The organism is Patulibacter defluvii, assembly GCF_034096925.1.
In the GTDB taxonomy this organism is placed as follows: domain Bacteria; phylum Actinomycetota; class Thermoleophilia; order Solirubrobacterales; family Solirubrobacteraceae; genus Patulibacter; species Patulibacter defluvii.
In genome coordinates this window covers 103853-124155 of the sequence record NZ_JAWZSQ010000014.1, presented here as the reverse complement: position 1 = coordinate 124155, position 20303 = coordinate 103853, and the positions used below count along the sequence as shown (strand labels likewise).

Sequence of the window (20303 nt, the reverse complement as noted above, 5' to 3'; positions counted from 1 at the left end):
ATCTCCGCCGGTTCCCGCGCACCCGTGGCACGCCTCTTCGGCACCGACGGCGTGCGCGGCCCCGCCGGCATCGTCCTCACGGCCGAGCTCGCCCTGCGACTCGGCCGTGCGGCCGTTCAGGCTGCGGCGCCCTCCGGCGACGGGGAGCGGCCGCGGATCCTGGTCGTCCGCGATACCCGCGAGTCCGGTCCGATGCTGGAGGCGGCCTTCGCCGCCGGCGCCGCGGCGAGCGGGGCCGACGTCCACCTGGCCGGCGTGCTGCCGACCCCGGGCGCGGCGATCCTGACCCGCACGCTGGGCTTCGACCTGGCGGCGGTCGTCTCGGCGTCGCACAACCCCTACGGCGACAACGGCATCAAGCTCTTCGGGCCCGACGGCCGCAAGCTGCCGGACGACGCCGAGCAGCGGGTCGCCGCGCTGGTCGAGGCCGACGACGCGCCGGCGCCGAGCGGCGAGATCGGCCAGGTCGCTCCGCTGCTGGGCGCGACCGAGGACCACCTGCGGGCGCTCGACGAGCGGTTCGCGGGGCTCGACCTGCACGGCCGCCGGATCGCGCTCGACTGCGCCCACGGGGCCACCGCCGCGGTCGCGCCGGAGGCCTTCCGCCGCCGCGGGGCCGAGGTGGTCGTGATCGGCGACGCGCCCGACGGCCGCAACATCAACGCCGGCGTCGGCTCGACCCACCCCGAGCCGCTGCAGCGGCTGGTGGTCGAGGCCGGCTGCGAGATCGGCTTCGCCTTCGACGGCGACGGCGACCGGCTGCTGGCCGTCGACCACGAGGGCCGGGCCTCGGACGGCGACGAGCTGCTGGCCCTGATCGCCCTCCACCTGCGGGCCAGCGAGCGGCTGGCCGGCGGCGTGGCGGTGACGGTGATGTCGAACTACGGCTTCCACCGGGCGATGGACGCGGCCGGGATCCCGGTCGCCACCACCCCGGTCGGCGACCGTCACGTGATGGCGGCGCTGGCCGAGCGCGGGTGGAACCTGGGCGGCGAGCAGTCCGGGCACCTGATCGAGACCGGCTTCGTGCCGTCGGGCGACGGGATCGCCGCGGCGCTGCTGGTGCTCGAGGCGCTGGCCGGCGACCGGCTCGGCGACCGCCGCGCGATGGAGCGGCTGCCGCAGGTGCTGATCAACGTGCCGGTCGCCGACCGCGACGGGGCGATGGCCGATCCGTCGCTGGCCGCGGCGATCGCCGCCGCCGACGCCGAGCTGGCCGGCCGCGGGCGGGTGCTGGTTCGCGCCTCCGGCACCGAGCAGCTGATCCGGGTGATGGCCGAGGCGCCGAGCGAGGACGAGGCCCGCGGCGCCTGCGAGCGGCTGGTCGCCGCCGTCCCGGGCCGCGTCGGCTGACGGCGGCCGCCGCCGACCGACCTCGACCCCGCTGGCCGGCCGACTACGATCGGCCCGATGGCCCTTCCCTGGCTCGATCCGCTGCCCGACGCCGACGGCCTGCGGGCGACCGACGCCTGGGCGATCGAGCGGCTGGGGATCGCCGGCTTCGCGTTGATGGAGACCGCCGGCGCGCGGTTGGCCGACGCGGTCACGGCGCTGGTTCCCGAGGGACCGGTGGCGATCGTCTGCGGGGCCGGCAACAACGGCGGCGACGGCTACGTGGCGGCGCGGCGGCTGCGCGCCGCCGGCCGTCCGCTGCGGGTGCTCTCGACCGTCCCCGACGAGCGGCTGCGGGGCGACGCCGCGCTGGCCCGCGACGGCTTCGGGGGCGCGGCCGAGCCGTGGGACCCGGCCGCGCTGGAGGGCGCGGCGGTGATCGTCGACGCGATCCTCGGCACCGGCGCGACCGGCGCTCCCCGGGGCCTGGCGGCGGACGCGATCGCCGCGATCGCGCGGGCGGCGGGGGAGGGCGTCCCCGTGATCGCCTGCGACGTGCCCAGCGGGGTCGACGCGACCACCGGCGAGGTCGCGGGGGCCGCGGTGCCGGCGACCGAGACGGTCAGCTTCCACGCGGCCACCAGCGGCCTCTGGATCGCCCCCGGCAAGGGCCGGGTCGGGCGGCTGCGGGTGGTCGACATCGGGATCCCGGCGGCGGTCTCGCGGGCGCTGCCGGCGCCGGCGGCGGGGCTGCTGACCGAGCGGGTCCTCGACGGGCTGCCGGTTCGCGGCGCCGAGGGCACGAAGTTCCGCTCCGGCCACGTGCTGGTGGTCGGCGGCGCGCCGGGGATGACCGGCGCGCCGTGCCTGACCGCCCGCGGCGCGATGCGAGCCGGCGCCGGCTACGTGACGCTCGCCGCCGCGGCCGGGATCGAGCCGCTGGTGGCGTCCCGCGCCCCGCTCGAGAGCCTGACCCTGCCGCTGCCCGAGGCCCCCGACGGCGGCGCCGGCGCGGCGGCGGCCGCGGTCGTGCTGGAGCGGCTGGGCGGCCGCGGCGGCACGCTGGTGGTCGGTCCGGGGCTCGGGCGCCACGACGAGCGGGGACGGCTGGTCCGCGAGCTGGCCGCGGGCGCCGAGGGGCCGCTGGTGGTCGACGCCGACGGCCTGGCCGCGCTGGCCGGCGATCCGGAGGCGCTGGCCGGACGGTCCGCGGCGACCGTCCTGACCCCGCACGCCGGCGAGCTGGGGCGGCTGCTCGACCGCTCCAGCGACGAGATCGGCGCCCAGCGGCTGGCGGCGGTCCGCGAGGCCGCGCGGCGGTCCGGGGCGGTCGTGGTCCTGAAGGGCGACGACACGCTGATCGCCGATCCCGCGGGCCGGGTCGCGATCAGCCCCGGCGGCGCTCCGGGGCTGGCGACGGCCGGCACGGGCGACGTGCTGGCCGGCGTGGTCGGGGCGCTGCTGGCCCGCGGCAACGACCCGTTGCGGGCGGCGGCGGCCGCGGTCTGGCTGCACCTGCTGGCGGGTCGCCGCTCGGCCGAGCGGCACGGCGCCGACGGGACGGTGGCCGGCGACGTGGCCGAGGCGGTCGCCGCCGTCCGCCGCGACCACGAGCGGGGGGCCGCCGCGTCGCGGTTGGACCGCGCAGCCGCCCGCGGCGGCGTATAGCGTTCGGCCGATGCGTGCCGTCGCCCGCGTCAACGTCGCCGCGATCGAGCGCAACGTGGCCCGCCTGCGGGAGCCGCTGGCGCCGGGGACCGCCCTCTGCGCGGTGGTCAAGGCCGACGGCTACGGGCACGGCGCGGTCGCGGTCGCGCGGGCGGCGCTGGCTGGTGGCGCCCGCTGGCTGGCGGTGGTGACCGCCGGCGAGGCGACCGCCCTCCGCCGGGCCGGGATCGACGCCCGGCTGCTGGTGATGGGCCCGCTGACCGACGGCGAGCTGGAGGAGGCGCTCGACGCCGGCGCCGAGGTCGTCGCCTGGGAGGAGGAGGGCGTCGCCCGGCTGCTGGAGCGGGGTCGCCCGGCCGCCGTCCACCTGAAGCTCGACAGCGGGATGGGCCGGCTGGGCCAGCGCGACCCGCAGCTGGCGCTGCGGCTGGCCGACCGGATCACGAGCGCCGGCCACCTCCGGCTGTCCGGGCTGATGACGCACTTCGCGACCGCCGACGACCGCGAGGACGACTTCTTCGACCGCCAGCTGGAGCGCTTCTCGACCTGGGTCGAGCAGGTCCGGCGCGAGCACCCCGACGTGGTCGTGCACGCGGCCAACAGCGCCGCGATCCTGCGCGACCCGGCCAGCCACTTCGACCTCGTGCGGCCGGGGGTGGCGATCTACGGCATGGACCCGTTCGGCCGCGACCCCGACGAGCAGCGGCTGGAGCCGGTGCTGGAGTGGCGCAGCCGGCTGGTCTCGGTCAAGCCGGCCGAGCCGGGCGACAGCGTCGGCTACGGGCGCCGCTACGTCGCCGAGCGCGCGACCCGGATCGGCAACGTCCCGGTCGGCTACGCCGACGGCGTCCGCCGCGGGCTGACCGGCCGCGGGGCGGAGGTGCTGGTGGCCGGCCGGCGGGTGCCGTTCGCCGGCACGGTCTCGATGGACAGCATCGGGATCGACCTCGGTCCCGAGGGCGAGGGCCCGCCGGCGCGGGTCGACGACCCGGTGCTGGTGCTGGGCCGCGACGGCGACGAGCGGATCACCGCCGAGGAGATCGCCGCCCTGCTGGACACGATCAACTACGAGATCACCTGCGGGATCGGGGCCCGGGTGGTGCGCCGCTACCACCGCGACGGAGTGCCGGTCGGCGGCGACGAGGCCGACCCCGGGCTGTGAGCGACGGGGACCAGCCGGGCCTGGCGCTGCTGCGCGAGGTGCTGGCCGACGGGCCGCCGGCGTGGCTGGTCGGCGGCGCGCTCCGCGAGCGGCTGCGGGGCCGGCCGACCGACGACCTCGACGTCGCGGTCGGCGACGGCGACGCCGCCCGCGACGGCGCCCGCGCGCTGGCCCGGGCGGGGGCGGGGCACGCGTTCCCGCTCTCGGACGCCTACGGGGCCTGGCGGGCCGTCGGCCCGGCCCTCGACGGCGCGCCGGCCTGGCAGATCGACCTGACGCCGCTCCAGGGCGCCGACCTGGCCGCCGACCTGGCCGCCCGCGACCTGACCGTCAACGCGATCGCCGAGCCGGTCGCCGGCGGACCGCTGATCGATCCCTTCGACGGGGCCGGCGACCTGGCCGCGGGCCGGCTGCGGATGGTCGGCCCGGCCTCGTTCGCGGCCGACCCGGTGCGGGTGCTGCGGCTGGCGCGGTTCGCCGCCGAGCTGGGGGCGACGGTCGACCCCGCCACCATGGCGGCGGCGCGCGCGGCGGCCCCGGCGCTGGCCGAGCGGCCCGGCGAGCGGCTGCTGCCGGAGCTGGAGCGGGTGCTGCTGGCCGGCGACTGGGCCCGCGGCGTGGCGGTCGCCGACGAGAGCGGGGCGCTGGCGGCGCTGCTGCCGGCGGCGACCGGCGCCGAGGGACGGCTGCGGCCGGCGGTCGCGGCGCTGCTCGAGGCGCTGCTGAGCGGCGCCGCGACGGTCCCCGAGGCGGCCGCCGACGACCGCCGGGCGCTGGCCGCCCGCGCCGGCGACCGCGAGCGGCGGATCGCCCTCGGCCTGGCGGCGCTGGTCCAGCGGGCGCCCGATCCCGGCCGCGCGCTCGACCCGCTGCGGCCGAGCCAGCGGCTGCGGACGGCGGTGACCCGGATCGCCAGCGGTCCGGCGACGCTCTCGGCGGGGCGGCTGGCCGAGCTGGCCCGGCCGCCGCGGCTGGGCGAGGGTCCGCCGCCGCCGGAAACGCCCGACGTCGCCCGCGATCGCGCCGCCTACCGGGCCCTGCGGCCGCTCGCCGACGCCGCGCCAGAGGCCGTGCTGGTGGCGCGGACGGTGGTCGGAGCGGCGGCCGACGAGCGGCCGTGGGCGACGCTGCTGGAGCGGGCGCTGCGCTGGGCGGCGGCTCCGCCGCGGCCGCCGATCCGCGGCGACCGGCTGGCGCAGCGGCTGGGGATCGCCCCCGGCCCGGGGCTCGGGGCGCTGCTCCACGAGCTGACCGTCGCCGCCGACGCAGGCCGGCTGGCCGGCGAGGAGCAGGCCGTGGCGCTGGCCCGCCGCTGGCTCGGGCCGGCGACCGGCGACGGATAGGCTGCGGCCATGGCCGATCGGGATCCGGACTGCATCTTCTGCAAGATCGTGGCGGGCGAGCTGCCGTCGCTGGTGGTCGACGAGGACGAGCGCACGGTCGCCTTCCTCGACGTCAACCCGGCGACGCCCGGGCACACGGTGGTGGTGCCGCGGAACCACACCAAGGACCTGCTGACGATCGACGCGGACGACCTGGCGGCCTGCGCGGCGACGGCCCAGCGGGTGGCGGGCCGGGCGACCGAGCGGCTCGGCGCCGACGGCATCAACCTGCTGAACAACCGCGGCTCGCACGCCTGGCAGACGGTCTTCCACTTCCACCTGCACGTGATCCCGCGCTACGCCGACGACCCGCTGCGGCTGCCGTGGACGCCGACGCCGGGCGACCGCGACGAGATCGTCGCCACCCACGGGCGCCTGACCGCCTGAGCGCGTCGCGCCGTGCCCGTCGCCCTCAGCGCCGGCCGCTGGATCCACTACCGCGAGCTCGGCGGGGGCGGCGCCGATCCGGTCCCGGTGCTGCTGCTGATGGGCCTCGGCGGGTCGGGACGGCTGTGGTGGCGGCTGGAGCCGCACCTGGCGCCGTCGTGGCGGCTGCTGGTGCCCGACCAGCGCGGGACGGGCCTCTCCGACCGGCTGTCGCGGCCGCTGACGATGCGGACGCTGCTGGCCGACGCGCTGGCCGTGCTCGACGACGCGGGGGCGGCCCAGGCCCACGTGGTCGGGATCTCGCTCGGGGGGATGGTGGCGCAGCGGCTGGCGCTCGACCACCGCGAACGGGTCCGCTCGCTGCTGCTGGCGGCGACGACGGCCCAGGGCCGGCGGCTGGCGCTGCGGCTGCCGTGGCGCGAGGCGGCGATCGCGGCGGCGCGGCCGCTGCTGGGGGCGGACGGGACGGTGCGGCGGATGGCGCCGGCGCTCTACGGGCCGGCGACGGTCGGCCGGCGGCCGGAGCGGATCGACGAGGACATGGTCGAGCGCGGGATCGACCCGACGCCGACGGTGACGGCGGCGGCCCAGCTGGCGGTGGCGGCGGGCCACGACGTCCGCGGGCGGCTGGCCGAGCTGCGGGGGCTGCCGGTGACGGTCGTCCACGGCGAGGCCGACCGGTTGATCGGGGTCGCGCACGGGCGCGCGCTTGCAGCGGCGATCCCGGGCGCGGAATCGGTCATGATCCCGGGAGCCGGGCACCTGCTCGTCACCGACGCCGAGCAGGCCATCGCCCGCGCCGTCGCCGCGCACCTGCGCCGGGCCGATCCTCGATCGACGGCCCCGTCCGGTGTGGCGCCCAAGGGGTCGAACGCCGGTCCAGTCAGCCCGCGGTGACGCAACTTCGATCCCCCCGGAGGGTTACCGACCACCATGAGCACTCGTCGTCTCATCGCTTCCCTGGGCCTGGCGGCCACGGCCTCCGTGCTGCTGCCGGCCGTCGCCATGGGAGCCACGATCAGCGAGGTGGGCGAGGTCAAGGACGGCAAGGCTCCACGTTGCCCGGAGTCCTGCTCGGTCGTCACCCGCACCACCGCCCTGCCGACCTCGATCGCGGGCGATCGCAACCTCTTCAAGTTCACCAGCAACGGCCGCGTGGTGGCCTGGACGCTGACCCTCGGCGCGCCCGAGGCGAAGGACCGCAAGGCGCTGGAGAAGCAGCTGGGGCGGGCCAAGGCCCAGCTGGTGGTGCTGCGGCGCGGCAAGAGCGTGTCGGCCACCGTCGTCGGCGCCTCGTCGGCCAAGACCCTCGACCCCTACTTCGGCGGCTCGGTCACGTTCGCGCTCCCGAAGTCGATCGCGGTCCGCAAGGGCGACGTGATCGGCCTCAGCGTCCCCTCGTGGGCACCGGTGCTGGTCCAGGGCTACGACGCGACCACCTCCTGGCGCGCCAGCCGCCCCCGCGGCCGCTGCGGCGGCACCACCGACGAGCGCAAGCAGGACTACTACGTCGACACCACGCTCGCCGCCGGCAAGACGGGCACGTTCAACTGCCTGTACAAGGCCGAGCGGATGTCCTACAGCGCCACGTTCATCCCGAACCCGGTGCCGCGCAAGACCACGACGCGGTAGGGGTGGTGCCTCGCTCGCGCCGCTCCGTGCGGGTGGATGCGAGGCACGCGTAGACCAAGCAGGTCGGGTCGGACGGCGCGAGAGCCGTACGCAGTACTGCCGAGCGCCGCCCGGCCCGAGATGCGCCGGTCTACGCGCGTCTCGCGCCAGCCGCTAGCGGCAGACGCCAGGATTCGTCTGGCAGAACTCGTTGAACTCGCCCGGGGCGGTTCCGCCGCCCGACGAGTTGCCGCCGCCGGACGAGTTGCCCCCGCCGCCGGAGGAGTTGCCGCCGCCGCCCGACGAGCTGCCGCCGCCGGAGCTGGTGCCGCCGCCGGTGGTCGCGCCGCCGGAGGTGCCGCTGGAGCTGCCGCCGCCGCTGGTCCCGCCGCCGGAGCTGGTGCCGCCGCTGGTGCCGCCGCCCGAGGAGTCCCCGGAGGAGTCGCCGCTGCTGCCGCCGCCGCTGTCGCTGGACGTCGGCGGGGTCGGACCGGTGGTGGTCGACTGGGGCAGGTCGCTGAGCGAGCCGACCTGGTCGCCGGCCCCCGGGGCGCTGTCGCCGCTGGGCGGCCGCAGCGCGGGGGTCGACTTGGGCTCGACGTCGGAGACGGCGTCGCCGCCGCACGCCGCGAGGCCGGTGCTGGCGAGCGCGAGCATCGCCACGACGGCCAGGCGGGGGAGGGGCTGGGCGCGCATCGCCGCGGAGCGCTCGAGGTCAGTCGGCGGCGACGATCGGCCCCATGCGACGGCCGCAGGTGGGGCAGTCGTTGAGGTCGACCTGGGCCATCTGGTCGCACCAGGGGCAGTGCCGCAGGTTCTCGATCGACCAGGGGAGGTTGGAGGGGCTCGGCGCCAGCGGCGTGAGCTTGGCGACGACCTCGAGCACCTCGCCGCTGTCGCGGTCGTGGTAGGTGTGGCCGGGCTCGGCCTCGATGATCACCTCGCGGCCCGTGGAGGGCGCGCGAAAGCGGTAGCGCTGACGAAGGGCCATGGGGGAGAATCTACCTGCTCGTCCGGCCACTCGCGCGGCCGCCGGGCGGGCGGCGACCGCGGTGGCCGGGGTCGAACGGGACGTCAGGCGGCCTGGGCGTGCCCGATCGCCTCGCGCAGGTCGCGCAGGCGGCCGATCTGGCGGCCGACGCGGTACTGCGACGGCGACATGCCGTGGTGGCGGCGGAAGGCCTTGGCGAACTGGGCCGGCTGGCGGTAGCCGACCTGGCGGGCGGCGTCGCGGACGGAGACCGGGCCGCTGGCCAGGATGTCGGCCGCGCGGTCCATCCGGATCTCGGTCAAGGCGGTCCGGAAGCTGGTGTCGCCGACCTCCTGGAACGACCGCTGCAGCTGCCGGCAAGAGCACGCCACGCGCCCCGCCAGGTCGGCCACGGTCAGGTCGGAGGCGAACTCCTGCTCGAGGATCGACACCGCCTCCTCGTAGAGCGCGGTGCGGATGCAGATGGTGTCAGGACGCTGCATGTCGTCTGGGGTACGGGCGAGCGGCCGATCGGGATCACCGCAACCCCGATCTTGGCGCATTGGCGCTCATGTCGGCGGCTTGCGGTCGCGACCGAGTGCGCTACGATTGCCACGAACTGTGAGCTTGTGCCGAATGGCACGAGTCTGATCCGACGCTCGCGAGCCGGGCGGGAAAGGTGCGATGGCGATGCTGGTGCGAGACGCGATGAGCCCGAAGGTCGTCGAGGTGGGCCCGGCCCACACGCTCCGTCAGGCGGCGGAGCAGATGACGGCGGCGAAGGTCGGCTCGGCGGTCGTCAGCGACCCCGACGGCGCGGGTCCCGGCATCGTCACCGAGCGCGACGTGCTGATCGCCGTCGCCCGCGGGCTCGACCTCGACCAGGTCCTGGTCGGCGACCACGTCGGCTCGTCGGTCGTCTTCGCCGCGCCCGACTGGTCGCTCGACGACGCCGCCGACGCGATGGCGCGCGGCCGCTTCCGGCACCTGGTGGTGCTCGACGGGGCGCGGATCGTCGGCGTCGTCTCGGTCCGCGACATCATCCACGCCTGGGCCAACGAGCGGATCGAGCGCGGCGCGGTCGAGCATCACGCCGCGGCCGACGTGATCGGGACCGCCTGAGCCGCACCGGCCCGCCACCCGCCCGCCGTGGGCACGGCGGGCGGGGGTGGGGTCGTCTAGGCGGCGACGGTGCCCGCGTCCGGCGTCGCCGCCGGGACGTCGCGCAGGTAGCGCTCGGCGTCGAGCGCGGCCTTGCAGCCGGAGCCGGCGGCGGTGACCGCCTGGCGGTACGAGGAGTCGATCAGGTCGCCGGCGGCGAAGACGCCCGGGCGGTTGGTCTGGGTGGTCACCCCGTCGACGAGCACGTAGCCCTCCTCGTCGACGTCGATCTGGTCGCGGACCAGCTCGCTCTGGGGGTCGTGGCCGATCGCGATGAAGGCGCCGGCGATCTCGATCGTCTCCAGCTCGCCGGTCTCGACGTGCTTGAGGACGGCCGTCTGCAGCGGCGTGAAGCCGTCGCCGGGCGCGGCCTCGAAGCGGTCGATCACGTACGGGGTCTTGAAGCTGATGTTCTCGACCGCCTTCGCCCGGTCGAGCATGATCGCCGAGGCGCGGAACTCGTCGCGGCGGTTGACGATCGTCACCGAGCGGCCGAACTTGGCGAGGAAGATCGCCTCCTCCATCGCGCTGTCGCCGCCGCCGACGATCAGCGTGTCGCGGTCCTTGAAGAAGGCCGCGTCGCAGGTGGCGCAGTAGGAGACGCCGCGGCCGGACAGCTCGTCCTCGCCGGGCACGCCGAGCTTGCGGTGCTCGGCACCGGTAGCGACGATCACGGCCCGGGTCCGGTGCTCGGTGTCGTCGACCCAGACGCTGTGGAGGCCGCCGGGCTCGCTGGCGAACTCGACCTTCGTCACCTGCTCGGTCCGCAGCCGGGCGCCGAACCGCTCGGCCTGGTCGCGCAGGTCCTGCATCATCTCCGGCCCCATGATCCCCTTGGGGTAGCCGGGGAAGTTCTCGACGTCGGTCGTCTGCTGCAGCAGCCCGCCCCAGTTCCAGCCCTCGATCACGAGCGGCTCGAGCTCGGCGCGCGCGGTGTAGAGCGCCGCCGTGTAGCCCGCGGGGCCGCTGCCGATGACGATGACGTTCTCGGGGTCGGGCATGGCGTTCATCCTCGTCGATTCTGGCGGACGGTGGGGCGCACGTGGGAAGGACGCGCGCCGCTCCTACACTTTACAAAGTGAAGTGTAAGGCGTGGGTGACCGCCGACACGCCCGGGCGGGGCGCCGGATCAGGCCCGGCGGGCGTGGGCCTCGAGCCGCCGTACCAGCCCCGAGAGCCGCCGCAGCGGGCGGCTGGTGCGGGGGGCGGAGCGGCGGACGCCCTCGGCCAGCGCGCCGCCGGCGATCAGGTCGGTCACGTAGTGCTCGCCCAGGTAGACCAGCGCGAACCCGAGCGTGCTCGCGTAGGCCCAGCCGATCGCGCCCGGGACCGGGCCGATGTCGCGCAGCACCTGGGCGGCGGCGACCGAGGTCCCGAAGTGCAGCGACGGCATCGCCGCCAGCGGGTTGCCGCCGAGGGTGCCGTAGAGCTGGCCCCAGCGGGCGCCGAAGACGCGCTCGCCGTACTCGCGCATCAGCCGCCGCAGCGGCGGCCCGTCGCCGTGGTCGATCCGGCCGGTCTCGGCGGCGTACCACGGGGGAGCGGTCGGGACCGCCCAGTAGACGACGGCGCCGAGGTCGAAGGTGCCGTAGATCCGCGCGGCGGCCTCGGGGAAGCGGTCGCGGTGGCGGACCAGGACGTAGGCGGCGGTCGTGTGGGGGACCGCGAACCAGACCCAGTGGCTCCAGACGAGGACCTTCTCCCAGAGCCCGTAGCGGCCCTCGCGGTGGAGGGTCTGCTGCAGCCGCACGCTCGGCACGCGGCCGAGCCCGATCACGGTGTCGCTGCGGACCGGGTAGTCGACCCGGACCCGCGCGCGCAGCCGCTCGGGGTCGTCGGCCGGCATCTCGTAGGCCGCGAAGTAGGCCCACATCTGCAGGCAGGTCACGGCCACGTCCCGCGCGCGGGAGCGGGGGACGGCGACGCAGAGGGCGACTGGCGCGACCGCGGCGGCGCCGATCACGGCGGCCGGCTTCAGCTTCAGCCGCCGACGGACGATCGGCGCGGCTGCCCCGAGCGCCACCGCCGCCCAGGCGGCCGTGCGGATGGCTTTCCCGGACGTCACGACCGCGGGAGCCTATCGTTCGTCGGCGACCGCCCACGGCGTGGCGCGCCGCCGCTCTCCGGGATTCCCGGCTGGCCGTCCAGCCAGTCTCTGCGAGACTGCCGCCATGAGCGAGTTCGAGACGGTCCAGGAGTTCGAGACGGTCAACCTCCTGCGCGACGGGGCGGCGGCGATCGTCGAGATGAACCGGCCGGAGGTGCTGAACGCCTGGAACGGCCAGGCGGGAGCGGACATCGCCGCCGCCCTGCGGGCCTGTCAGGGCGACGACGTGCGGGCCGTGATGGTGACCGGCGCCGGCCGCGCCTTCTCCGCCGGCGCCGACCTCTCGTCGTTCGGCGAGGGCGGGATCCCGCTGCTGGCCAGCGGCCGTCCGAACCTGGAGCAGGTGCTGCACGATCGCTACCACCCGATCATGCGGCTGGTCCGGCGGCTCGAGAAGCCGGTCCTGGCCGCGGTCGACGGCGCCGCCGCCGGGATCGGGATGTCGTTCGCGCTGGCCTGCGACCTGGTGACGGTCAGCGAGCGCGCCAGCCTCAACCACGCCTTCACCAAGATCGGGCTCGGGCCGGACGGCGGCGCCTCGGTCTTCCTGGTCAACCGCGTCGGCTGGACCCGCGCGGCCGAGATCATGTTCGAGGGCCGCAAGGTCCCCGCCGCCGAGGCCCAGGCGATCGGCCTCGTCAACCGGGTGCTGCCGGTCGAGGGCTTCCGGGCCGCCGCCGAGCAGCAGCTGCGCGAGCTGGCGGGCGGGCCGACGGCGGCCTACACGGCGGTCAAGCGGACCCTCAACGCGCAGGTCGTCCGGCACCTGGAGGAGCTGCTGGCGATCGAGGCCCGCGAGCAGGGCCGGATGGCCGAGACCGAGGACTTCGTCGCCGCCGCGATGGCCTTCCTGTCCAAGCAGGAGCCGACCTACAGCGGCCGATGAGCGCCCGGGCCCGCTCGGAGGCGGTCGGCGGAAAGCCCGTTGGCCAACGGGGTTGCGCCGGGTCGAGGGGGGCGCGATTCCCTCCGGTCGGGCCCGTGACTAGAATCGCGGGCGCTTTGCGACGCTCGAACCGGATCCCTCACCTCTCCCGGGCCGCTCTCGTGACCCTGGCGTCCGCCCTCGGGCTCGCCATGGTGCTCACGCTCGTGCTCGCCGGACCAGCCCACGCGGCGTTCTGGGCCCCCGAGTCCGGCGGTTCGCCGAACGCGGACCGCATCCACAGCCTCTACACGGTGGTCTTCGTGGTCGGGGCCGTGATCTTCGTGTTCACGGAGGGGGCGCTGCTCTACGCGATCTGGAAGTTCCGCGCCAGCCGCGGCCACGAGGCCAAGCAGCTGCACGGCAACACCCGGCTGGAGATCGGCTGGACCGCGGGCGCCGCCGTGGTGGTCCTGATCCTGGGCATCGTCACCTTCGCCTTCCTGCCCGGCATCCGCAACCCGGACGACTCGGACTCCGACGGCTGGCCGATCCCGGCGTCGTACAAGACGGCGAAGGACGAGAAGCTGCTGCCGCCGAACGGCAAGGCGCTGAACATCGACGTCAACGGGCAGCAGTACGCCTGGCGCTTCGTCTACCCGGACGGCGACGACGATCGGCAGAACAACATCTACACCTACGAGGAGCTGGTGGTCCCGGTCGGCACGACCGTGACGCTGGACGTCCGCTCCTCCGACGTCGGCCACGCGTGGTGGATCCCGCAGCTGGGCGGCAAGGTCGACGCCCTCCCCGGCTACACGAACCACACCTGGTTCAAGGTCCCGGCGAAGGCGCTCCGCAACGACGAGGAGCGCCGCAACGGCCGCGTCTTCACCGGCCAGTGCGCCGAGCTCTGCGGCCGCAACCACGGGAACATGACCGCCCGGGTGCGGGCGATCACGCCGCAGGCGTTCGACGCCTGGCTCAAGCGCCAGAAGGCGGATCTCGACGCCGCCGGCCGCGGGGCCCAGCGCTACCGCGACCAGCAAGAGCAGTTCGACCGCCAGCAGCAGGCCCCGGGCACGCCCGCCGAGCCGGCCGCTGAGCCCGCCCCCGCTTCGCAGCGCTAGTCCCGAGAGTCCGAGGAACCTCCGATGGCATCCGCAACCCTCACCCCGATCCCTCAGGTCGTCGCGCACGAGGTCGAGAAGCCGAAGCGCGGCTGGGTCGACTGGGTCACCACGACCGATCACAAGAAGATCGGGATCATGTACTTGGTCCTCACCTTCGCCTTCTTCGGCGTCGGTGGCATCGAGGCGCTGCTGATCCGGCTCCAGCTGGCCGTGCCGGACAACACGCTGCTCGAGTTCCAGACGTACAACGAGCTGATCACGATGCACGGCACCACGATGGTGTTCCTGTTCGTGGTCCCGGTGATGGCCGGCTTCGGCAACTACTTCGTGCCGCTGATGATCGGCGCGAAGGACATGGCGTTCCCGAAGCTGAACGCGCTCTCCTTCTGGATGCTGGCCGCCGGTGGCCTGGTCTTCTACGCCTCGGTCTTCTTCAACCCGCCCGAGTGCGGTTGGACCTGTTACGTGCCGCTGGCGTCGAAGGACTACCTGCCCAACGGCGGCGTCGACGCGTGGATCTTCCTCGTCCACCTCACCGGCATCGGCTCGCTGGTCGGCTCGATCAACTTCTACGTCACGATCGCCAACCTGCGCGCGCCGGGCATGACCTGGAGTCGCCTGCCGCTCTTCTGCTGGTCGATCCTGACCTACTCGGTGCTGCTGATCCTGGCCCTGCCGGCGATCGCCGCCGCGGTCACGATGCTGCTGACCGACCGCCACTTCGGCACCAACTTCTACGACCCGGGCGAGGGCGGATCGCCGCTCCTCTGGCAGCACCTCTTCTGGTTCTTCGGCCACCCCGAGGTCTACATCATGGTGCTGCCGGGCTTCGGCATCATCTCCGAGGTCCTGCCGGTCTTCGCCCGCAAGCCGATCTTCGGCTACAAGGCGATCGCCGCGGCGACGCTGGTGATCGCCTTCCTCGGCCTGATGGTGTGGGCGCACCACATGTTCACCACGCCGAGCCCGAGCGTCGTGCTCGTGTTCTTCATGGTCAGCTCGATGCTGATCTCGATCCCGACCGGCATCAAGATCTTCAGTTGGATCGGGACGCTGTGGCAGGGGACGATCCACTTCACGACCTCGCTGCTCTACGCGGTCGGGTTCGTGGGCACGTTCCTGATCGGCGGCATCACCGGCGTCTTCCTGGCGATCTACCCGGTCGACTGGCAGCTGCACGACACCTACTTCGTCGTCGCGCACTTCCACTACGTGCTGATGGGCGGCGCCGTCTTCGCGGTCTTCTCGGGCCTCTACTACTGGTACCCGAAGATGACCGGCCGGATGATGGACGAGCGGCTCGGCAAGATCAGCTTCTGGACGATGCTGATCGGCTTCCACACGACCTTCCTGGTCCAGCACTCGATCGGCCTCGACGGCATGCCGCGACGGATCCCCGAGTACGCCGACGTCGGCAACCTGGCGACGTTCAACCTGATCTCCACGATCGGCGCGTTCATCCTCGGCGTGGGCATCCTGGTGACGGCGATCAACGCCCTCCGCAGCCTCAAGCACGGCGCGGTCGCGGGCCCCGACCCGTGGAAGGCGAACACGCTCGAGTGGTTCACCCAGTCGCCGCCGCCGCAGAACAACTTCGACACCGTGCCACGGGTCCGGTCGGTCGAGCCGATGAAGGACATCCGGGCCGAGATCGAGCGGCGGCAGGGCGATCGCGAGCGGGTGCCGGCCGGCGCCCGCGCGGCGGAGACGCACGCGTGATCGACTCCTCCCCGCACCCGATGGTGCGGTGATCGGATGCCCACGTCGATCACCGCACGCCCCGCCGCCGCCGGACCGCTCGTCGAGTCGGGCGGACGGCAGCGCCTGGCCGACCTCGTCGCGCTGACGAAGCCGAAGGTCCAGCTGCTGCTGCTGCTGACCACGGTGACGGCGATGTACGCCGCCGGGAACCCGTCGCCCGAGCTGGTCCTCGCGACCCTGCTCGGCGGCTCGCTCTCGGCCGGCGGCGCGAGCGCGATCAACCACTGGTTCGATCGCGACATCGACGCCGACATGCCGCGGACCCAGGATCGCCCGATCCCGTCCGGCCGGATGGAGCCGCACGTCGCCCTCTGGGTCGGCCTGTGGCTGACGATCGCGTCGTTCTTCCTGCTGGCCTGGGCCGCCAACATCACGGCGGCGCTGCTGTCGCTGGCCGGGTTCGCCTGGTACGTCGGCGTCTACACGATGTGGCTCAAGCGCCGCTCGACCCAGAACATCGTGATCGGCGGCGTCGCCGGCGCGTTCCCGCCGATGGTCGGCTGGGCTGCGGTCACCGGCGGCTTCGCCGTCGAGTCGCTCTACCCGTTCGCGATCGTCTTCGCCTGGACCGCGCCGCACTTCTGGGCGCTGTCGCTGCTGATCAAGGACGACTACGCGGCGGCCGGCGTACCGATGCTGCCGGTCGTGAAGGGCGAGCCCGCCACCCACCGGGCGATCCTCGTCTGGTCGGCGATCACCGCCGCCGTCTCGATCGCGCCGGTCGTCACCGGCACCTTCGGCACGATCTACCTGGTCGTCGCGGTGCTGCTGGCCGCCGAGCTGCTGCGCCGCTCGTGGCTGCTGCTGCGCGACGGCACCCGCGCTCGCGCGGTCTCCCTCCACCTGTTCGCGTTGGCGTACCTGGCGGCCCTCTTCGCCGCCATGGTCGTGGACGCCAAGCTCTGATCCCGACGAACCAAGGACTCCTCCATGGACCGCAACCTCGCCAAGCGCAACCTCCGCGACGCGCTGATCAGCGGCATCGTCATCCTGGTGATGTTCCTGCTGACGTTCGTCGCCGCCGTCATCTACGTCTCCTAGCCATGAGCGAGCTCGACAAGCCCGTCCCGCCCGCGGGCGAGGACATCCACCTCCCCGGCAACAGCGCCCAGCCGCTGGTGCTGACCGTCGGCGTCACGATCCTGCTGGTCGGCCTGACCACCACCTGGTGGCTGATCGCCGTCGGCGCGATCATCACCGTCGGCACGCTGGTCGCCTGGATCCGCGACGCGATCCACGAGATCAACGAGTTCCCGCTGCATTCCGACCACTGATCGGCGGGGCGGCCCGGCCGCCCTCCCCGTGGTCCTTCGACGGGCGTCCTCCGGGGCGCCCGTTTTGACGTTTTGGGGGAGGAGGATCGGGTACGAGACCGGCGAAGGGGGGAATCGAGACCGCGAAAGCACGCCCGCTGCGCCCGATGGGCCCGCGCGGACGGCCGCGGGTCGCCCCGCCCGGGCACCCGATCGTTCGTCCGTTTCGGGGCCGATGGGGCAAGACGTCCGGTCGTCGGTCGATCATCGAACCAACCCACAGACGCGGCGGAACCTCGGGCCCGCTGCGGTGTTCTTCACCACAGACCATGGATCAGCACACGTACAGCTTCCCCAAGGTGACGCCGGTCGACGCGCAGGAGCTGCGCGAGGACCTGCGGGCGGCCCGCCGCCAGTCGGCGACCGGCGATCCGCGCCGGGCCGAGCGCGAGGGCGAGCGGCGCGACGCCCCCGCCCGCCGTCACGACGACTGACCCCGGTCCCGCTTCCGCCGCGCCCGCGCCCCGCGCGAGCGCGCTAGCCGGACGAGCGGCTGCGGCGACGCCGCGGCCCGGGACGACCGTCCCAGGCGCACTCCAGCAGCTCCTCGAGCGCCAGCTCGATCCCCTCGGCGAGCGCGTCGAGGTCGGGCAGCTTGTCGAGGTCGCCGAGCAGGCCGAACTCCGCGCGGCCGCCGTACGACATCACGGCGATCGCCAGCGACCGGTCCCCCGAGAGGAACGGAACCGGCACCATCGTCTCCAGCTGCCGTCCCAGCAGGTACATCGGCACCTGCGGCCCGGGGATGTTCGTCACCAGCAGGTTGAAGCGGCTGGTGGCCAGGCTCAGCCGCGACGCCTGCGCCAGCACCGAGGGCGGCGCGAACGACTCCGACGACGCCGTCAGGGCGTGGGCGGTGACCGCCCGCTTGCCGGCCAGCGCCTCCGAGGTCGCGCGGCGGATCCGCTCCAGCCGCGTCAGCGCGTCCGGCTCGCCGATCGGCAGCGGCGCGTGCGAGAGCGCGATCGGCCGCGGCGCGCCGGCCTCGCCCCGTCGGCCCTCGCCCTCGACCGCCACCGGCACCGCCGCCCGCAGCTCCAGGTCGTCGGTCCGCAGGCCGCGGTCGTGCATCCAGTGGCGGACCGCGCCGGCGACCGTCGCCAGCACCACGTCGTTGACCGAGCCGCCGAAGGTGTCCTTGACCCGCTTCAGGTCGGCCAGGGCGACCGAGGTCCGGGCCAGCCGCCGGTGGGGGCCGATCGGGACGTTCAGCGGCGAGGGCGGCGCCGGCGTCCGCAGGCCGACCCGCTCGCCGACCGCCCCGGCCACGTCGCGCGCCCGCTCGACCGCGTCGGCCGGGCGGCCGAGGCCCTGCAGCAGCCGCAGCGGGGCCGAGACCAGCTGGCGGCCGGCGTCGGCGACCGAGGCCACCATCATCTGGGCCGGCGTCGGCAGCGGCGGCGCCAGCCAGCCGGCGTGCGGCTCGCTCGGGGCCGGCTCCGGCTCGGCGTCGAGCAGGGTCGTCATCAGGTCGACCGCGACCACGCCGTCGACCAGCGCCTGGTGCGATTTCGTCACGACCGCGAAGCGATCCGCGTCCAGTCCCTCGACGATCCACAGCTCCCAGAGCGGCTTGGTCCGGTCGAGCCGCTGCGAGAACAGCCGCGCGGCCGCCGTCCGCAGCTCCTCCTCGCCGCCCGGGCAGGGCAGCGCGGTGTGGCGCACGTGGTACTCGAGGTTGAAGCTCGGATCGATCGCCCACCGCGGCCGGCCGAGGCCGAGCGGCGGGGTCACCAGCTTGGTCCGGTAGCGCGGCACCCGCTGCAGGCGCCGGCGGACGTGCTCGCGCAGCGCGTCGATCGGCGGCAGCTCGCCGCGGAAGATCGCGATCCCGCCGACGTGCATGTGCGCCCCGCCGTGCTCCTCGCGGAGCAGGGAGACGTCGGCGGCGGTCAGCTCGGCGAGGTGGTCCTGGGCCATGGGTCGTCGTCCTCCGGGCGCGACGATACTCGACCTCCCCGGCCCCCGCCGGTGCGGCGGACCGGGGCGGGGCCCGGCGCGTAGACTCGGGCCATGGCGGCCCCCTCGGGCGTCTCGTTCATCGTCGTCAGCACCGGCCTGGTGCTGGCGCTCGTGGGTGGGCTGGTGCTGCTCGGCCTGCTGTGGCCGGGCAACGGCTCGGCCCAGCTGGACTGGCGCCCGACCCGCACCCCCGAACAGGCCGCGATGGACGAGATCGACGACGTGCAGCAGATGCTCCAAGCCACCAACGATCGCCGCCGCCGGCGCGGCGCTCCCGACCTGACCGAGGACGAGCTCGACGCGCGCGTCCAGGCCGACCGCCAGGCGCTGGCCGAGTGGATCGCCCGGCGCGACGCGTTGGAGCACCCGGACGGCGGCGAGCGCTGATGCGGCTGCTCCTGATCGGCGGCGGCGAGCGCGGCCTGCGCCTGACCCGCACGCTCGCGGCCGACGGCCACGCCGTCCGCGTCGTCACCCGCGACCCGGCTCGCCACGACGCGATCCGCGCGGCCGGCGGCGAGCCGTGGGACGGCGATCCCGACCGGATCGGGACGCTCCGCTACGCGCTCGACAACGTCACGGTGCTGGTCTGGGCGCTCGGCAACGCCACCGGCGACGAGGCGAAGGTGCGCGCGCTCCACGGGACCCGGCTGGAGATGCTGCTGGAGCGGACGATCGACACCACGGTCCGCGGGGTCCTCTACGAGTGCTCGGGCACGCTACCGGTCGAGCTGCTGAGCCAGGGCGCGCGGATCGTCGAGCGGCTCTGCCGCCACAACGAGATCCCCTGGGGCCTGCTCTACCACGAGCCCGAGGACGCCGACGGCTGGGCGGCGTCGACCGCCGACGCGATCGAGCGGATCCTCGCCCGCGACCGCGGCTGACTCGGTCTCGCCCGCTGCGACGTTCCGGACGACCAGCGACCGGAACGTGACGGCGGGCGGCTAGGCGACGGGCGGCGGCGTCACCATCTCGGGCGGGATCCGCTCGAAGAGGTCGCCGAGCATCCGCGCCGTGGCACCCCAGATCAGGTGCTCGCCCACGACGTAGGCGTCGGTCTGGAAGGGGATCCCGCGGCGGATCAGCCGTCGCCGCTGGTAGCCGGCGAGCAGCGCGCCGGCGTCCAGCTCGAGCACCGCATCGACCTCGCGCGGGGAGGGGATCCACGATTCCGGCCGCTCGATCCAGCCGACGATCGGGTAGACGACGTAGCCGGTCACGATCGTCCCGGTCGGCGGCAGCGCGCCGAGCACGTCGACGTTGCCGGGCGGCAGGCCGACCTCCTCCTGGGCCTCGCGGAGGGCGGTCGCCGTCGGCGTCGGGTCCTCGGGGTCGCAGCGACCGCCGGGGAACGAGATCTCGCCCGCGTGCCGGCGCATGTCGCTGCGGCGGCGGGTGAGCAGCACGTGGACCCGGTCGCCGAGGTCCAGCAGCGGGACCAGGACGGCGGCCCGGGTGGTGCCGGGCGCGGACATCGTCGCCGCCCGCG

General features: G+C 74.9%; 23 protein-coding genes. 16 read left to right on the top strand and 7 right to left on the bottom strand.

Annotated features, from left to right (window positions below; genetic code table 11):
* Nucleotides 1-24: 24 nt before the first annotated feature.
* From glmM to SH587_RS15170, 7 genes are read left to right on the top strand one after another with little or no spacing between them, the layout of a single operon-like run.
* Nucleotides 25-1353, top strand: a complete 1329-nt coding sequence (glmM, locus tag SH587_RS15200) for a phosphoglucosamine mutase (protein WP_320671479.1) — start codon at nucleotides 25-27, stop codon at nucleotides 1351-1353.
* 57 nt (nucleotides 1354-1410) lie between these two features.
* Nucleotides 1411-3000 (top strand): NAD(P)H-hydrate dehydratase, encoded by a 1590-nt coding sequence (locus SH587_RS15195; protein WP_320671478.1) that lies wholly within the window; start codon nucleotides 1411-1413, stop codon nucleotides 2998-3000.
* Between the two features lie 10 nt (nucleotides 3001-3010).
* Nucleotides 3011-4162, top strand: coding sequence for an alanine racemase (gene alr / locus SH587_RS15190; protein WP_320671477.1), 1152 nt, complete (start codon nucleotides 3011-3013; stop codon nucleotides 4160-4162).
* The gene (locus SH587_RS15185) at nucleotides 4159-5505 is read left to right on the top strand and encodes a tRNA nucleotidyltransferase/poly(A) polymerase-related protein (protein WP_320671476.1); all 1347 of its coding nucleotides are present in this window, start codon (nucleotides 4159-4161) and stop codon (nucleotides 5503-5505) included. Before alr ends, SH587_RS15185 begins: the two co-directional genes overlap by 4 nt.
* A gap of 9 nt (nucleotides 5506-5514) precedes the next feature.
* A complete protein-coding gene (locus SH587_RS15180; RefSeq protein ID WP_320671475.1) occupies nucleotides 5515-5931 on the top strand; it encodes an HIT family protein in 417 nt (138 codons plus the stop codon).
* A 12-nt stretch (nucleotides 5932-5943) separates the two neighbouring features.
* Nucleotides 5944-6828: an alpha/beta fold hydrolase gene (locus tag SH587_RS15175; RefSeq protein ID WP_320671474.1), complete on the top strand. Its 885-nt coding sequence runs from the start codon at nucleotides 5944-5946 to the stop codon at nucleotides 6826-6828.
* A gap of 36 nt (nucleotides 6829-6864) precedes the next feature.
* Nucleotides 6865-7563, top strand: coding sequence for a hypothetical protein (locus SH587_RS15170; RefSeq protein WP_320671473.1), 699 nt, complete (start codon nucleotides 6865-6867; stop codon nucleotides 7561-7563).
* A 153-nt stretch (nucleotides 7564-7716) separates the two neighbouring features.
* Here the strand turns inward: SH587_RS15170 and SH587_RS15165 are convergent, their stop codons facing one another.
* The 3 genes from SH587_RS15165 to SH587_RS15155 form a co-directional block, all read right to left on the bottom strand.
* Entirely contained in the window at nucleotides 7717-8238 is a 522-nt protein-coding gene (locus SH587_RS15165) for a hypothetical protein (protein WP_320671472.1), read from the bottom strand.
* Nucleotides 8239-8257: 19 nt separating this feature from the next.
* Complete coding sequence (locus SH587_RS15160) at nucleotides 8258-8533, bottom strand: hypothetical protein (protein WP_320671471.1); 276 nt, start codon at nucleotides 8531-8533, stop codon at nucleotides 8258-8260.
* 83 nt (nucleotides 8534-8616) lie between these two features.
* Nucleotides 8617-9015 carry a helix-turn-helix transcriptional regulator gene (locus tag SH587_RS15155; RefSeq protein WP_320671470.1) on the bottom strand — a complete coding sequence of 133 codons (399 nt, stop codon included), beginning with the start codon at nucleotides 9013-9015 and terminating at the stop codon, nucleotides 8617-8619.
* A gap of 187 nt (nucleotides 9016-9202) precedes the next feature.
* Between SH587_RS15155 and SH587_RS15150 the strand changes: the two genes are divergently transcribed.
* On the top strand, nucleotides 9203-9634 hold the full coding sequence (locus SH587_RS15150; protein WP_375341770.1) for a CBS domain-containing protein: 432 nt from the start codon (nucleotides 9203-9205) through the stop codon (nucleotides 9632-9634).
* A gap of 56 nt (nucleotides 9635-9690) precedes the next feature.
* On the opposite strand, the gene trxB is transcribed toward SH587_RS15150, so the two are convergent.
* Both trxB and SH587_RS15140 read right to left on the bottom strand, forming a co-directional pair.
* Entirely contained in the window at nucleotides 9691-10674 is a 984-nt protein-coding gene (gene trxB / locus SH587_RS15145; protein ID WP_320671468.1) for a thioredoxin-disulfide reductase, read from the bottom strand.
* Nucleotides 10675-10802: 128 nt separating this feature from the next.
* A complete protein-coding gene (locus tag SH587_RS15140) occupies nucleotides 10803-11738 on the bottom strand; it encodes a phosphatase PAP2 family protein (protein WP_320671467.1) in 936 nt (311 codons plus the stop codon).
* A gap of 106 nt (nucleotides 11739-11844) precedes the next feature.
* Here SH587_RS15140 and SH587_RS15135 point away from each other — a divergent pair, with 106 nt between their 5' ends.
* From SH587_RS15135 to SH587_RS15110, 6 genes are all read left to right on the top strand, one after another.
* A complete protein-coding gene (locus tag SH587_RS15135) occupies nucleotides 11845-12666 on the top strand; it encodes an enoyl-CoA hydratase/isomerase family protein (protein WP_320671466.1) in 822 nt (273 codons plus the stop codon).
* 191 nt (nucleotides 12667-12857) lie between these two features.
* Entirely contained in the window at nucleotides 12858-13775 is a 918-nt protein-coding gene (gene coxB, locus SH587_RS15130; RefSeq protein ID WP_320671465.1) for a cytochrome c oxidase subunit II, read from the top strand.
* Nucleotides 13776-13799: 24 nt separating this feature from the next.
* The gene (gene ctaD / locus SH587_RS15125) at nucleotides 13800-15497 is read left to right on the top strand and encodes a cytochrome c oxidase subunit I (protein ID WP_320671464.1); all 1698 of its coding nucleotides are present in this window, start codon (nucleotides 13800-13802) and stop codon (nucleotides 15495-15497) included.
* Nucleotides 15498-15533: 36 nt separating this feature from the next.
* Complete coding sequence (locus tag SH587_RS15120) at nucleotides 15534-16445, top strand: heme o synthase (protein WP_320671463.1); 912 nt, start codon at nucleotides 15534-15536, stop codon at nucleotides 16443-16445.
* Between the two features lie 137 nt (nucleotides 16446-16582).
* The gene (gene ctaF / locus SH587_RS15115) at nucleotides 16583-16813 is read left to right on the top strand and encodes an aa3-type cytochrome oxidase subunit IV (RefSeq protein WP_320671462.1); all 231 of its coding nucleotides are present in this window, start codon (nucleotides 16583-16585) and stop codon (nucleotides 16811-16813) included.
* Nucleotides 16814-17121: 308 nt separating this feature from the next.
* Nucleotides 17122-17286: a hypothetical protein gene (locus SH587_RS15110; protein ID WP_320671461.1), complete on the top strand. Its 165-nt coding sequence runs from the start codon at nucleotides 17122-17124 to the stop codon at nucleotides 17284-17286.
* Nucleotides 17287-17329: 43 nt separating this feature from the next.
* On the opposite strand, the gene SH587_RS15105 is transcribed toward SH587_RS15110, so the two are convergent.
* On the bottom strand, nucleotides 17330-18772 hold the full coding sequence (locus SH587_RS15105; protein ID WP_320671460.1) for a wax ester/triacylglycerol synthase family O-acyltransferase: 1443 nt from the start codon (nucleotides 18770-18772) through the stop codon (nucleotides 17330-17332).
* Nucleotides 18773-18865: 93 nt separating this feature from the next.
* Here SH587_RS15105 and SH587_RS15100 point away from each other — a divergent pair, with 93 nt between their 5' ends.
* A complete protein-coding gene (locus SH587_RS15100; RefSeq protein ID WP_320671459.1) occupies nucleotides 18866-19201 on the top strand; it encodes a CAP domain-containing protein in 336 nt (111 codons plus the stop codon).
* Nucleotides 19201-19698, top strand: coding sequence for an NAD(P)H-binding protein (locus SH587_RS15095; protein ID WP_320671458.1), 498 nt, complete (start codon nucleotides 19201-19203; stop codon nucleotides 19696-19698). Before SH587_RS15100 ends, SH587_RS15095 begins: the two co-directional genes overlap by 1 nt.
* A 60-nt stretch (nucleotides 19699-19758) precedes the next feature.
* On the opposite strand, the gene SH587_RS15090 is transcribed toward SH587_RS15095, so the two are convergent.
* Entirely contained in the window at nucleotides 19759-20289 is a 531-nt protein-coding gene (locus SH587_RS15090; protein ID WP_320671457.1) for an NUDIX hydrolase, read from the bottom strand.
* Between the last annotated feature and the right edge of the window lie 14 nt (nucleotides 20290-20303).

What these genes read in the sequence shown, in the direction of transcription:
- SH587_RS15090 (WP_320671457.1), bottom strand. Translation starts at nt 20,289, where the DNA reads ATGTCCGCGCCCGGCACCACCCGGGCCGCCGTCCTGGTCCCGCTGCTG.
- SH587_RS15105 (WP_320671460.1), bottom strand. Translation starts at nt 18,772, where the DNA reads ATGGCCCAGGACCACCTCGCCGAGCTGACCGCCGCCGACGTCTCCCTG.
- SH587_RS15195 (WP_320671478.1), top strand. Translation starts at nt 1,411, where the DNA reads ATGGCCCTTCCCTGGCTCGATCCGCTGCCCGACGCCGACGGCCTGCGG.
- coxB (WP_320671465.1), top strand. Translation starts at nt 12,858, where the DNA reads ATGGTGCTCACGCTCGTGCTCGCCGGACCAGCCCACGCGGCGTTCTGG.
- trxB (WP_320671468.1), bottom strand. Translation starts at nt 10,674, where the DNA reads ATGCCCGACCCCGAGAACGTCATCGTCATCGGCAGCGGCCCCGCGGGC.
- ctaF (WP_320671462.1), top strand. Translation starts at nt 16,583, where the DNA reads ATGAGCGAGCTCGACAAGCCCGTCCCGCCCGCGGGCGAGGACATCCAC.
- SH587_RS15100 (WP_320671459.1), top strand. Translation starts at nt 18,866, where the DNA reads ATGGCGGCCCCCTCGGGCGTCTCGTTCATCGTCGTCAGCACCGGCCTG.
- SH587_RS15170 (WP_320671473.1), top strand. Translation starts at nt 6,865, where the DNA reads ATGAGCACTCGTCGTCTCATCGCTTCCCTGGGCCTGGCGGCCACGGCC.
- ctaD (WP_320671464.1), top strand. Translation starts at nt 13,800, where the DNA reads ATGGCATCCGCAACCCTCACCCCGATCCCTCAGGTCGTCGCGCACGAG.
- SH587_RS15135 (WP_320671466.1), top strand. Translation starts at nt 11,845, where the DNA reads ATGAGCGAGTTCGAGACGGTCCAGGAGTTCGAGACGGTCAACCTCCTG.
- SH587_RS15180 (WP_320671475.1), top strand. Translation starts at nt 5,515, where the DNA reads ATGGCCGATCGGGATCCGGACTGCATCTTCTGCAAGATCGTGGCGGGC.
- SH587_RS15150 (WP_375341770.1), top strand. Translation starts at nt 9,203, where the DNA reads ATGCTGGTGCGAGACGCGATGAGCCCGAAGGTCGTCGAGGTGGGCCCG.
- SH587_RS15165 (WP_320671472.1), bottom strand. Translation starts at nt 8,238, where the DNA reads ATGCGCGCCCAGCCCCTCCCCCGCCTGGCCGTCGTGGCGATGCTCGCG.
- SH587_RS15120 (WP_320671463.1), top strand. Translation starts at nt 15,534, where the DNA reads ATGCCCACGTCGATCACCGCACGCCCCGCCGCCGCCGGACCGCTCGTC.
- SH587_RS15155 (WP_320671470.1), bottom strand. Translation starts at nt 9,015, where the DNA reads ATGCAGCGTCCTGACACCATCTGCATCCGCACCGCGCTCTACGAGGAG.
- SH587_RS15095 (WP_320671458.1), top strand. Translation starts at nt 19,201, where the DNA reads ATGCGGCTGCTCCTGATCGGCGGCGGCGAGCGCGGCCTGCGCCTGACC.
- SH587_RS15110 (WP_320671461.1), top strand. Translation starts at nt 17,122, where the DNA reads ATGGATCAGCACACGTACAGCTTCCCCAAGGTGACGCCGGTCGACGCG.
- alr (WP_320671477.1), top strand. Translation starts at nt 3,011, where the DNA reads ATGCGTGCCGTCGCCCGCGTCAACGTCGCCGCGATCGAGCGCAACGTG.
- SH587_RS15160 (WP_320671471.1), bottom strand. Translation starts at nt 8,533, where the DNA reads ATGGCCCTTCGTCAGCGCTACCGCTTTCGCGCGCCCTCCACGGGCCGC.